Origin of the sequence: Flavobacterium endophyticum, assembly GCF_003634455.1 — a bacterium.
Classification (GTDB): Bacteria; Bacteroidota; Bacteroidia; order Flavobacteriales; family Flavobacteriaceae; genus Flavobacterium; species Flavobacterium endophyticum.
Genome location: NZ_RBLC01000004.1, coordinates 53,368 through 66,281 on the forward strand (window position 1 = coordinate 53,368; position 12,914 = coordinate 66,281).

Genomic DNA, 12,914 nt, shown 5'->3' on the forward strand with positions numbered 1-12,914 from the left:
AATTGAATTCTTATATTTGTCAACCTAACAAGAGCAAACTAAATTAAAATAGAATGAAATTATTAGAAGGAAAAACAGCGATTATTACAGGCGCTAGCCGAGGAATTGGTAGAGGAATTGCCGAAGTTTTTGCAAAACACGGAGCAAACGTAGCATTTACATACAGTTCATCTGCAGAAGCTGCAAAAGTTCTTGAAGACGAATTGATTGCACTTGGCGTGAAAGCAAAAGGCTACCAGTCAAATGCTGCTGATTTCAACGAAGCGCAAAAATTAGTTGACGATGTTATCGCAACTTTTGGAAACATCGATATCTTGATCAACAATGCCGGAATTACAAAAGACAACCTTTTGATGCGTATTTCTGAAGAAGATTTCGACAAAGTAATCGAAGTAAACCTGAAATCTGTTTTCAACATGACGAAAGCAGTTCAAAAAACAATGCTAAAAAACCGTGCTGGTTCCATCATAAACATGAGTTCTGTTGTTGGAGTTAAAGGAAACGCAGGACAAACAAACTATGCCGCATCAAAAGCTGGAGTTATCGGATTCACGAAATCTGTAGCTTTAGAATTGGGTTCCAGAAATATCCGTTGCAATGCTATCGCACCAGGATTCATTGAAACAGAAATGACAGGAAAACTGAATGAAGATGTTGTTCAAGGATGGAGAGATGCTATTCCGTTGAAACGTGGCGGAACAACTGAAGACGTTGCAAATGCTTGCCTTTTCTTAGCTTCTGACATGAGTGCTTATGTGACAGGACAAGTGATGAACGTTGACGGAGGAATGCTGACATAGTCAATTATGAATTTTAAATTAGGAATTACGAATTTTGATATGCGTAATTCCTAATTTTTTTAAGGGATGTCTCTTCGTTAATTTCAAAATAGAGCATTTCAATTTTTTCTAAACCTTGTAATCTAAAAAATGACAACAAACACAATCCTATTAATCTTACTTTCAGTACTAATAGCAGGAGGTCTGTCGTTTTTTCAATACTATTTCAGGGCCAAAAACAAATCAAGAACAAATCTGTTGTTGGCTTTTTTGCGCTTCTTTTCCATCTTTGGAATTTTATTACTTCTGATAAATCCAAAAATTACAACCAATACTTTTGAGATAGCAAAAACACCTTTGCCAATTGTTGTCGATAATTCAAGTTCTATTGCAGAGCTGAAAGCTAACGAAACTGCCTTGGAAGTTTATAAAAAGCTAATTTCAAGTAAGGAGCTACAAGATAAATTCGAAGTCCAGTCGTATCAATTTTCTAACGAATTTGAGCTTTCAGATAATTTCAGTTTTAAAGGAACGCAGACCAATCTGGATGAAGTTGCAAAGAATCTCAAAAGCATCAACAAAAACACTGCTTTTCCAACCATAATCTTAACAGACGGAAACCAAACCTCGGGTAACGATTACGTTTACAGCTTCAATCCTAACAACAAAGTATTCCCAGTAGTTCTTGGAGATACGACTACTTTTTTAGATTTAAAAATCAATCAGCTGAATGTCAATAAATATGCATTCCATAAAAATAAATTCCCAGTAGAAGTATTTCTTCAATATTCTGGAAACAAAAATATTACTGCTGATTTTAGCATATCTCAAGGAAATTCTGTCCTGAGCAAGCAAAGTGTTTCTTTTTCTTCTTCTAAAAAAGCAACCGTGCTCAATCTTTTACTTCCGGCCGATAAAGTAGGAGTACAAGTTTTTAAAGCTTCTCTGACATCTAAAGAAGCTGAAAAAAATACATATAATAATATCAAAAATTTTGCAGTTGAAGTTATTGATCAAAAGTCAGAAGTTGCAATCGTTTCCACAATTAATCACCCAGATATTGGTGCGTTAAAAAGAGCCATAGAAACTAATCTTCAACGTAAAGTAACTATAGTCAATCCGAATAAAATCAATTCATTACAAGATTATAATGTTTTGATTTTATACCAGCCTACCGGAGAATTTAAATCTGTTTTTGAAGCCAATAAAACAGCCAATATGAATACTTGGATTGTTACCGGAACCAATACCGATTTTAATTTTTTAAATCAGCAACAAGATATAATACAGTTCAAGATGAGTAATCAAAAAGAAGATTATTTATCAGATTTTAGTTCTCAGTTTAATCTATTTGCGATTGATAATATCGGTTTTGAAAATCTTCCTCCGCTGCAAAATGCTTTCGGTAATCTAGCGGTAAAAGGAAATATAGATGTATTGCTTTCTTCCCGAATCCGAAATGTTAATACCAATATGCCTTTGCTAGCTTATTCTGAAAATCAAGGGAAGAGAAATGCTTTTCTTCTTGGAGAAAATATCTGGAAATGGAGACTGCAAAGCCATATTGACAACCAATCGTATGAAAAATTTGATGTGTTTATCGACAAGACGATTCAATTTTTAGCATCTAACAATGCGAGAAAATCACTTGTTGTCAACCATGAAAGCTTTTATAACTCTGGCGAAGCAATTGAGATTACCGCACAATATTTCAACAAAAACTATGAGTTTGATGAAAACGCAAGACTCACGATTTCGCTTACGAATAAAAAAACAAAACAAACGAAGAATTACGACCTACTTAAAAGTAATAATTCCTATAAAGTCAATCTCGACGGGCTATCTGCAGGAGAGTATAGCTTTAAAGTTGTAGAGGCCAAGTCAAAAAATACTTATAATGGCTTCTTTGAAGTTCTTGATTTTGATATTGAGAAGCAATTCGTAAATCCCGACTTGAGCAAGCTGACACAATTAGCTTCGCAGACACAGGGCAAAGTGTTTCATCCCAATCAAGTTGATGAGCTCATAAAATCGCTAGTCCAAAACGAAGATTACAAAGCTGTGCAAAAGGCAATTGTCAAAAAAACACCTTTAGTGGATTGGATATGGCTACTGATTTTTATAGCAATTACTTTAGCTGCTGAATGGTTTATCAGGAAATACCACGGACTACTGTAATAATTTGCTCTTTAATTATTACAAAATCTTCTCAATTTCATATGTTTTTTTGGCTGAAATGACTAAATTTATGCTTCAACCAAATAAAAACAAATTATGAAAACTAAGTTTTTAAATGTAATCTGTGCTATAATTTTAGTGGGATTACAATCTTGTAGCTGTAAAAAAGGAGCGGAAGCCGTTGCCGAACTTTCTACCGGTGGCTGGGAATTGGAACAAATGAACGGAGAATCAATTGATCCTGGAGAATTCGCTAAAATTCCGGCACTCAACTTTGATAAGGCAGAAAGCCGTATCTCAGGAAATTCAGGATGTAATTCTATGTCAGGAAGCTATACTATTAATGAAGATAAAATTACTTTTGGACCTATTGCACAGACAAAAATGGCTTGTCAAGGAGCTGGAGAAGGTAAGTTTATGACATTGTTCAATTCTGTACAAAAGTTTAAATTGCAAGGAGATAAGCTTAATTTATATGACGGGAACGGTAGTAAAGTACTTTGTTTCAAGAAAAAATAGTTAGATGAAAAAACAGTTTATAATTGCGTTAACGGCTTTGTATTTTCTATGTATCAACTGCAAGCCGAAATCAGCTGAAAAAGAGGTTTCTGGCGTAGATTCTCTTTCCACAGTGAAGGATACAGCAGTTTCGATTAAAAAAACAGGCGGTATTTTTTTCAAAGCCACAGGAACGGAACCTTTCTGGGGAATCGAAATTTCAGATGATTCTATTCGTTTTACAACTCCGGAAACGGAAAAGAATTTTACGCTAGCTTACGGCAAGCCTAATAAGGCGATGGATGCTAATGTTATTTCTTATGAAGCAAAATCCGACAGTATTCATTTAAAATTCACGATCCAGCACGGTGCTTGTTCTGATGGCATGTCTAATAATCAATATGCTTACAAAGTAAAAGCGTCTTTAAAAAGAGGAAGCGATAAAGATTTCAAGCTTTTAGAAGGCTGCGGCAATTATGTTGTTGATCAAAAATTGCAGGGCACTTGGGTTTTAGAAGAATTAGAGGGCAAAACAATTGATGCTAAAGATTTTGAGAAAGAGCTTCCCAATGTAGAAATAAATACAAGCGAGGCTAAATTTACAGGTTTTGCCGGCTGTAATAGGATGGGAGGGAAGTTGTTTTATGAAAAAGAAATATTACGCTTTTCTGATATTTTTACAACTGAAATGATGTGTCCCAACTATGATAAAGAAAAACTGCTTGTGAAAGCTTTGCAGAGCACGACGCGTTACGAGATTAAAGACAACAAGCTTTATCTTTTCAATCCGGAAGGAACAAAGGCTATATTTCGAAAAAAAGAATAATATTCTATACAAACAAAAAGAGGCATTTGCCTCTTTTTTTATTCTTGCATTTCAAAAAGCTGTACTTGATTTTTCAGCCTTTCAATCAGCATGTTCATCATTCTTTTGTTGAGAGAAGAGGAGTTCTTTATGTATTCGTTGTATTCGGCAATTGTAAACAATCCTATGACGATTCCTTTTAGCGAATTCCTGAACTTGATATCTTTTTGGATCGAGTTTTCGATATAGGCTAATTTCTTTTCGACAGAATAGGCATAAAAATCATTTTTGTACTTTGATATGTAATTTCTAAAAACGTCGATGAAAAGATCATTCTGCAGTTTTAAGATGGGGCGTAAGACCTGGTTTTGAAAAATTTCATCTGATGAAGACTGACTTGTGACTGTTCCTAAAGTTTCACCTCTGAATTCAGAAATGAAAGCGTCTCTATTTTCCATGGTTTTTCTTTTAAAGATAAAAAAAAACCGCCGTATTGCTACAGCGGTTTTAAAATATTTATGAAGAAATTATTTTACTCTAAAAGTAACTCTTCTTACGATTTGACGTGCTTCTTTAGAATTTTTATTCACAGAAGCATCTTCACCATTTCCGATAACAGTTAATCTTGAAGCATCAATTCCTGAGTTGGTAACAATTGCTTTTACAGCATCAGCTCTTCTTTGAGAAAGTTCTTTGTTGTAGTCTGAATTACCAATTTCGTCAGCATATCCAATAATTTCAGCATTAGCCGATGGATTTGCTTTCAAATATTTCACTAAGAAATCAACACCTGAAAGAGAAGAATTTGTTGGTTTTGCAGAATTAAAGTCAAAATACACGTTTACATAACCGCCATTGATTAGTTCTTCAATTGTGCTGTTAGATGCTGTTGCTTTACCATTTTGTCCGTAAGTCTTGTCTAAATAGCTTTCTAGCTCATCTGGAACACCATTTTGGTTTCTATCGATTGACTGGCCTTTTGTATTTACAGCAACACCAGCAATAGAATTAGGCTCAAGATCATACATGTCTGGCACGCCATCTTTATCAGAATCAGCTAATCCAGTTTCAATCATTCCAACTCTGTCTTCAAGTGCTTTCAGCTCATCGCTTTTATCTTCAGAATACCAGTCAGCATGCTTCTCGTTTTTACCTAGATAGAAAGTGAAACCTACAGAAGCATTAAGCAAGGTCCCATCAAAAGCTCCAGTAGTTGTATTTCCTTGGCCATCAAAATTATAGTTTTGCTTTCCATTAACGATTCCCGTTAGGTCACCTGTCAATACGATACTGTTACTTAATTTAATTTGTCCAGTAAGACCCAAGATACCATGTCCCATGTAGTCTTCGCCATCAAAACCATCTTTAGAAGTCAGCTGAGATGCACCAAATCCACCATGCGCCAATAAGCCGAAAGTATCTGTCCAGTCTTCAAAATTTAGGACTCTTCCTAAATTGACAACTCCTTGCAAGCTGGTTCTTAGGTAAGTGCTTTCAAATGGAGCGCTGTCATCATGCTCTTGGAATTTATCATACCCGAAATCCAGTTTCAAACCAAATTTTGGATTAAACATATACCTTACGCCTAAATCAGCATGGAAAAGGTTTAATGTTGATGTATAATAACCATCGGTCATTGTTCTAGTTGGCTTATTCACCCCTCCGTTTACCTCAATAGACCATTTGTTGTAGTCATCTGCTGGTGCTTTTTCCACAACGGCTGCGGATTCTTGTGCATTCGCCGAAGCAAAAGCCAGCAATAAAAACGATAGTAATGGTAAATTCTTTTTCATAATTCTTAATGGATTTTATTTAAGTTTTAATTTAAATTGTTCTTTACAACTTTAAAATTATGAGGCAAAGATAGACCATAAGATTTTAACATTTCCGGCTTTTTGTTATATAATTCCCATATTTATATTTTTTTTAATAATTCCATAACTTTTTTTTATGACGGTTATAAATCTCTTTTTTAATCGTTGATACTCTTGTATTTCCTAGAAAATACTATGTATTTCAGAGAGTTACAAATTAAATAAAATTAATAGTTAAGTTTGAGTTTTGGCTTTTTTATAGTAGGAACTATAAAATTGAGAAAGGACCATTAAGAGGGAATTTCTAAGAAAAAAATTAACATTTATTAAGAATTGGACGTGTTTCCAGTTTGTTTTTGCAAGATTAACTTAAGATTTTAGGCTAAATGATTGGCAAGAATTGTCTTAGGATGACAGAGAAATCGTTAATTTTGCCTTACAAATTAAGACTATGAGATTTCATACAAGAAAATGGGTCAAACCAGAGGATTTAAATCCTAACCAAACGCTATTTGGAGGAAAACTTTTATCGTGGATCGACGAAGAAGCAGCTTTATATTCCATAATTCAATTAGAAAACGAACGTGTTGTTACCAAACACATGTCCGAAATTAACTTTATAAGTTCGGCCAAGCAAGGAGATATTGTTGAAATTGGTATCGATGTGGTAAAGTTTGGAAAGACTTCTATAACGTTGAAATGCGAAGTGCGAAATATCATGACCAAAGAAACCATCATTACTGTTAACTCTATAACAATGGTAAATCTGGATAGCTTTGGACGTCCTTCGATGCATGGAAAAACTTCCATTGAATTTATCCGCGACCGGATGAAGAAATAGTTTTCTTATTCTGAAAAGACTCCTTTTTCTGAAGGAAGCTCATATATTTCCAAATCAAAATAAGGCACGGCTGCTATGATATGGTCAAAAATATCGGCCATAATATATTCGTAGTTAATCCATCTCTTGTCATTTGAGAAGGCATAAATCTCAATAGGAATACCCTTTTCTGTCGGCTGTAGGTGGCGGCACATCATGGTCATGTCTTTATTTATTCCAGGATGGTTTGACAGATATTGGTTGATATACTTTCTAAACAATCCTAAATTAGTCATGTTTCTGCCATTGATCGTCAGGCTTTTATCGATGTTGTTATTTGTATTGTACTTTTCGATATCCTGCTGCCTGTGTTCGATATACGACGAAACAAGCTGTATTTTTTTCAAGCCTTCTAGCTCGTCATTATGTAAAAAGCGAACACTGTTAGCCTTAATCAAAATGTATCTTTTTATGCGCCTTCCTCCTGAATTTTGCATCCCGCGCCAGTTTCGGAAAGAATCAGAAATCAAGCTATACGTCGGAATCGTAGTTGTAGTATTATCAAAATTTCGCACTTTTACTGTAGCCAGATTTATTTCGATTACATCACCGTCGGCGCCGAACTTTTCAAAAGTGACCCAGTCGCCAATCCTCACCAAATCGTTTACAGAGACTTGTATGCTGGCTACAAATCCTAGAATTGTATCCTTGAAAATCAAGATAACAATAGCTGAAATGGCTCCGAAAGTTGCAAATAGTTTTATAAACGAAGTTTCGAAAAGAATCATGACAATGGTCGTGATTCCAAAAATCCAAAGCACAATCATAAATACCTGAATGTAACTATCAATCGGCTTGTCGTTAAAATCAGGCAGTCTTTTAAGATAATCTTTTACGGCATTGAGGATGCTTCGTATAATCCAGAGGACCAAAAAGACGATATAAATTTCCAATCCTTTTCTGAAGAATCCTTCCCAATAGGCAAAATCCTTCAGAATGATCGGAACGGTTACATTTACAAAAAGAAGCGGAATCAGGTAGGCAATATATTTTGTGGTTTTATTAGTAACCAGCAAATCATCAAACTGAGTTTTTGTCCTTTCTGCTACGCTGCTAAATATCTCAATCAATATTTTCTTGAATATATAATGTATGATGTATACAGAAATGGCAAGTAATACAAAGTTAACGGCAACATTCACGTAAGAAGATACCGTTTCGCTGTAGCCCCAGCCTTTCAGAAGCTTATATGTCCAATTAAATATTTTTTCAATCATGTCTTAATTTGTGCTTGTGCTTAAATATTTCTTTTCAACATAAAAAGTTCCGAAAGGAATTACAGAAGCAATGGCGATGATGCCGAATTTTTTCCAGTTCCAGCTTAATTCAATCTTAAGCATGATAGATAAGATGATATAGCCGATAAATAAAAGTCCATGCGCCATTCCAATAGGGAATAAAAGCGTTTTGTAAAGTTCAGGATTGCTATTTTTAACGAATAGCATATTTGCAAATAAAACCAGATAGGACACTCCTTCTAGTATGGCGACGATTTTAAAAAGTTTAAGCATTGTAAAAGTTATAGAATTTATGAATTAATTGAAATTTTCTTTTTCTTGACAAGAAGGACATAACCTAATATACCACCAATCAAAGACGCTGCAAAGATGCCTAACTTGGCCTGTAGTTCATGCTCTGGGTTATGGAAAGCCAGATTCGTAACAAAAAGTGACATCGTAAACCCGATAGAAGCAAGGAATCCTACACCAAATAGGCTTTTGCTGGTAAGGCCATCTGGAAGGCTTGCCAGTTTCATTTTTATTAGAAGCGCAGATACACCATACACACCTATTACTTTTCCTGCTAGGAGTCCAAAGACAACACCTAATGTCACATTACTTGCTGCACTTTCAATAATTCCGCTAGAAAAAGTTACTCCTGCGTTAGCCAGTGCAAAAACAGGCATGATAATAAAACTTACAAAAGGATGCAGTCCGTGTTCCAGTCGGTGTAGCGGCGACATGGCATCTTTTGACAGTTTACGCATATCTTGCAGCACATGCAACTGATCTTCTGATAAGACAGGAGAATCCGTAGGATCAAGTTCTTTGAATTGGTTCAGCCTAGTCTTGATTTTTGAAATGAATAAATTTTCGTCTATTCTTGAACCGGCCGGAATGACAAAGGCAACCAATACTGCTGCGATTGTCGCATGAACGCCAGAAAGGAGGAAAGGAAGCCAAACGCCAGCAATTCCGATAATAGCATAAAACAGAATATTTCTAATGCCAAATCTACTGCAGACAAATAAAAATAGAAGGACTCCCAGTCCGATGCCTAATGCGATAAAATTAATAGAAGCAGTATAAAAAAATGCGATGACCAAAACAGCGCCAAGATCGTCGACAATAGCCAAAGCCGTCAAAAATATTTTCAGAGTTGCAGGAATCCTATCGCCTAAAAGATATAAAACGCCCAAAGCAAAGGCAATATCTGTTGCCATTGGAATTCCCCAGCCATGTGCTGAATCAGTTCCAAAATTAAATAAAGTATAAATCAGGGCAGGGAAGACCATTCCTCCAATTGCTGCTACTATAGGCAGCATTGCTTTTTTAGGCTGCGATAATTCGCCTCCAATGATTTCTCTTTTTAATTCCAGACCAACAACAAAAAAGAAAATAGCCATTAAGCCGTCATTTACCCAATGATGAATGGTGTAATTTAGATACAATTCATCATTAATCGTCAAGCCGATTTTATGTTCCCAAATATGATGATACCAGTCTTTCAATGGAGAATTTGCCAAAAAGACAGCCACTACAGCGGCCAGAAAAAGAATAATTCCTCCTGTTGTAGATTTACTTATGAAATTATTTAGAGGGTTGATAATCCATTTCTCTGCTGGGGTTGCTTTTAGCTGATCATCCATCGAGTCTTTTTTGAGATTTGTCAAATTTAAGCAATATTGACGAGGATTAAAAACTTGAGCGTGACGATCTAATAATTTTAATATAGTCTCTTAAATTATCGCATAATACTATCTTTGTAAAAAGAGAATTCTAAAATGAGCAAGAGAGATCTAAAAAAATATCTTAAAGAATTAGATAAAGAACAGCTGGAAGAACAGCTGTTGGAGCTATATGAGAAATTCTCTGACGTAAAAGTATATTACGATTTTGTATTTAATCCTAAAGAAGAAAAATTACTCCAGGAAGCCAAGCTCAAGATTTCAAACGAATATTTCCCTTTAAGAAGCAAGCGCCCGAAATTGAGACGTTCTGTAGCCCAAAAATACATCAAGCATTTTTTGAGTTTGGGTGTAGATCCTTTTGTCGTGGCCGATCTGATGCTTTATAATATTGAAGTAGCACAAAAATATTCAGCGCGACGAGAAATGCGCTATACTTCTTTTTACAAAAGCATGCTGAATTCTTTCGAGCAGGTTGTAAAGTTTAGTATTGAAAATGGAATGATTTCTGAATATAAAAACAGAATTTTTGAGATAAAAGATGTTGCTTTTAAACAAAATTGGGAAAACAAAAAAGAATTTGAAAGACCGCTGGACCTGATAGATTAGGCTTTAAAATAAAGGAAGCTGGTTATTGAATTCATGAAAACCAGCTTGGCGCTGTCCTGTCCTGAACAGATTGACCATCAAATGAGCATGTCTCGTAGGCTCCGGAATCCGATATTTCTGTATCGTATTAGTCATGATTTCAAGGCTGTCATCAACAGATATATGATGTCCGGGTGAAATAAAGACAGGCTTGACATTTGTTTTTGTACGCAACGCAAAGCCCAGTTTTTCTTGATTTTTAAAAATAGCACTGTAACTGAATTTTTCATCTTCCAAGACGCTGTATTCTCCATGAAGCATATTTTTAGCACAACCGATTGTTGGATGGTCAGCTAGGAGTCCGAAGTGAGACGCGATTCCCATTCTTCTAGGATGCGTGATTCCTTGTCCGTCTAAAATCAGCAGATCTGGTTTTATCGGAATTTGTTCCCAGGCTTTCATTAACGTCGGAACTTCCCTAAAAGCCAAATATTCAGCTTTATATTCAAAATTGGAATTTCCTTCTGCTAAAGAATAGGATAGTGGTATCATGTCAGGATAACTTAAAATCACAATTCCTGCAAATAATCTAGAACTGCCAACATCATGCGAAATATCAGCACCGGCAACGGTTCTGATGTTTTTGTTACGCGTATTTAAAGAAATATCCTCCTTCATCTTATTTTGAAGAAGGGTTGCCATTTCAATAGTAAAATCGTCGTAACTCAGCATGGAAAATTGTATTATGGATGAGATGATGCGCTTGTTTCTCAAAATTAGAGTATTTAAAATCGAACAGCGTTATATCTTTTGCTAATATTTATATAAAGTTTTTCAAATTAAACCGCTAAAACCTCGATTTAACCCTTTTTAGTACGTACTTTTGCAAATTATTCAAAACAGCAATGTCCCAAAAGAACCTAGAATTAGAGATCGAAGAAAAAAAAGAACTTTATGCCTATCAGCAAGGGGATATTGATGCCATTTTTGAACGAATCAATAATGCTCCTCACAACCATCATCTGCTTTATCAGCTTCCGACAGGAGGAGGAAAGACCGTAATATTTTCTGAAATCGTAAGAAGATATCTTTCTTATAATGATAAAAAAGTATTGGTTCTGACGCATAGAATTGAGCTTTGCAAGCAAACTTCTAAGATGCTCAAAGGCTTTAATGTTAAGAATAAAATCATCAACAGCAAAATTAAGGAACTGCCTGATCAGGACGAATATTCTTGTTTTGTAGCGATGGTTGAAACGCTTAAAAACAGGCTGAATGACGAGAAACTTCAGATTGAAAACATAGGCCTTGTGATTATTGACGAAGCGCATTACAATTCTTTCAGAAAATTGCTTTCGTCTTTCAAAAATTCATTCATACTCGGCGTTACAGCTACGCCTTTAAGTTCGAACATTAAGCTTCCGATGAATGAAAATTATGATGAATTGATAGTGGGCGACCCGATCAACAAATTAATAGAAAACGGATTTTTAGCCAAAGCAATAACCTATAGCTATGATGTTGGACTGACTTCGCTTAAGGTGGGAATTAATGGTGATTATACCGTTAAATCTTCAGACGATTTATATACAAATATGGCCATGCAGGAAAAACTTTTGCATGCCTATACTGAAAAGTCACTCGGAAAAAAAACCTTGATTTTTAATAACGGAATCAATACATCCTTATACGTTTTCGAAACTTTTAAGGAAGCCGGATATCCTATAAAACATTTAGATAATACCACTTCCAACGAAGAACGAAAAGATATTTTGACTTGGTTCAAACATACGCCAGACGCCATTCTGACATCAGTAGGAATTTTAACTACAGGATTTGACGAACCAACGGTAGAAAGCATCATCTTGAATAGAGCAACCAAATCGCTTACGCTGTATTTTCAGATGATTGGGCGTGGCTCTAGAAAATTGCCGCACAAAGATAACTTTACAGTAATTGATTTAGGGAACAATGCCGCTCGATTTGGGTTATGGAGCGAGCCTATAGATTGGCAGCACATTTTCAAATCGCCTGAATTCTATCTCGAAAATCTCCGAAATGATGCCGAAATCGAGATGCATTTCAAATACCAGATGCCGCCAGATGTCCGAGCAAAATTCAGCAAAACGGCTGTTGTTGAATTCGATGTAGAAGAAGAACACAGGCTTGCCATTTCGCAAAACCTTCGTTCAAAAGTAGTTTTAGACAAATCGTTAGACCAGCATGCTTCTATGTGCGTTGATAATACGGAAACTTTAAACGAAGCAAAAAATCTTTCTAAATTACTTCAGGAAGATGTTGAATGTCGTATCCGCTACTACACCAACTGCTTGAGCAAGAGCAGTAAAAACTACCGCGAATGGCTCGTAGAAGATTACAAGACCAAATTGCTTTTGTTGATCGGTAAAAAATACCGTGAAAAAATCATGAACGAAGACTAACAAATTATCTGCCTTTCAAAATA

General features: G+C 35.5%; 13 protein-coding genes. 7 read left to right on the plus strand and 6 right to left on the minus strand.

Translation table 11 applies throughout. The features are described from left to right. Positions 1-53 precede the first annotated feature (53 nt). The 4 genes from fabG to CLV94_RS13370 all read left to right on the plus strand — a co-directional run bounded on the left by fabG (position 54) and on the right by CLV94_RS13370 (position 4,281). Positions 54-800 (plus strand): 3-oxoacyl-[acyl-carrier-protein] reductase, encoded by a 747-nt coding sequence (fabG, locus tag CLV94_RS13355; RefSeq protein ID WP_121377002.1) that lies wholly within the window; start codon positions 54-56, stop codon positions 798-800. 129 nt (positions 801-929) lie between these two features. Beyond that, entirely contained in the window at positions 930-2,957 is a 2,028-nt protein-coding gene (locus CLV94_RS13360) for a hypothetical protein (RefSeq protein WP_121377003.1), read from the plus strand. A 96-nt stretch (positions 2,958-3,053) separates the two neighbouring features. After that, complete coding sequence (locus CLV94_RS13365) at positions 3,054-3,476, plus strand: META domain-containing protein (protein ID WP_121377004.1); 423 nt, start codon at positions 3,054-3,056, stop codon at positions 3,474-3,476. A gap of 4 nt (positions 3,477-3,480) precedes the next feature. Beyond that, positions 3,481-4,281, plus strand: a complete 801-nt coding sequence (locus CLV94_RS13370; protein WP_121377005.1) for an META domain-containing protein — start codon at positions 3,481-3,483, stop codon at positions 4,279-4,281. 38 nt (positions 4,282-4,319) lie between these two features. On the opposite strand, the gene CLV94_RS13375 is transcribed toward CLV94_RS13370, so the two are convergent. Both CLV94_RS13375 and CLV94_RS13380 read right to left on the minus strand, forming a co-directional pair. Continuing rightward, the gene (locus CLV94_RS13375) at positions 4,320-4,718 is read right to left on the minus strand and encodes a glyoxalase (RefSeq protein ID WP_121377006.1); all 399 of its coding nucleotides are present in this window, start codon (positions 4,716-4,718) and stop codon (positions 4,320-4,322) included. Positions 4,719-4,787: 69 nt separating this feature from the next. Further along, entirely contained in the window at positions 4,788-6,053 is a 1,266-nt protein-coding gene (locus tag CLV94_RS13380) for an OmpA family protein (protein WP_121377007.1), read from the minus strand. A gap of 472 nt (positions 6,054-6,525) precedes the next feature. Here CLV94_RS13380 and CLV94_RS13385 point away from each other — a divergent pair, with 472 nt between their 5' ends. Then, on the plus strand, positions 6,526-6,915 hold the full coding sequence (locus tag CLV94_RS13385; RefSeq protein WP_121377008.1) for an acyl-CoA thioesterase: 390 nt from the start codon (positions 6,526-6,528) through the stop codon (positions 6,913-6,915). 5 nt (positions 6,916-6,920) lie between these two features. On the opposite strand, the gene CLV94_RS13390 is transcribed toward CLV94_RS13385, so the two are convergent. The 3 genes from CLV94_RS13390 to nhaA are packed head-to-tail and all read right to left on the minus strand — an operon-like array spanning position 6,921 to position 9,823. Then, on the minus strand, positions 6,921-8,171 hold the full coding sequence (locus CLV94_RS13390; protein WP_121377009.1) for a mechanosensitive ion channel family protein: 1,251 nt from the start codon (positions 8,169-8,171) through the stop codon (positions 6,921-6,923). 3 nt (positions 8,172-8,174) lie between these two features. After that, positions 8,175-8,465 (minus strand): DUF3817 domain-containing protein, encoded by a 291-nt coding sequence (locus tag CLV94_RS13395; RefSeq protein ID WP_121377010.1) that lies wholly within the window; start codon positions 8,463-8,465, stop codon positions 8,175-8,177. 17 nt (positions 8,466-8,482) lie between these two features. After that, positions 8,483-9,823: a Na+/H+ antiporter NhaA gene (gene nhaA / locus CLV94_RS13400; RefSeq protein WP_121377011.1), complete on the minus strand. Its 1,341-nt coding sequence runs from the start codon at positions 9,821-9,823 to the stop codon at positions 8,483-8,485. A 135-nt stretch (positions 9,824-9,958) separates the two neighbouring features. On the opposite strand from nhaA, the gene CLV94_RS13405 reads away from it, so the two are divergent. Then, on the plus strand, positions 9,959-10,471 hold the full coding sequence (locus CLV94_RS13405) for a DUF6155 family protein (RefSeq protein WP_121377012.1): 513 nt from the start codon (positions 9,959-9,961) through the stop codon (positions 10,469-10,471). Positions 10,472-10,474: 3 nt separating this feature from the next. On the opposite strand, the gene CLV94_RS13410 is transcribed toward CLV94_RS13405, so the two are convergent. Continuing rightward, positions 10,475-11,182 carry an endonuclease V gene (locus tag CLV94_RS13410; protein ID WP_121377013.1) on the minus strand — a complete coding sequence of 236 codons (708 nt, stop codon included), beginning with the start codon at positions 11,180-11,182 and terminating at the stop codon, positions 10,475-10,477. Positions 11,183-11,355: 173 nt separating this feature from the next. Between CLV94_RS13410 and CLV94_RS13415 the strand changes: the two genes are divergently transcribed. Beyond that, a complete protein-coding gene (locus CLV94_RS13415) occupies positions 11,356-12,891 on the plus strand; it encodes a DEAD/DEAH box helicase (RefSeq protein ID WP_121377014.1) in 1,536 nt (511 codons plus the stop codon). Positions 12,892-12,914: the final 23 nt, after the last annotated feature.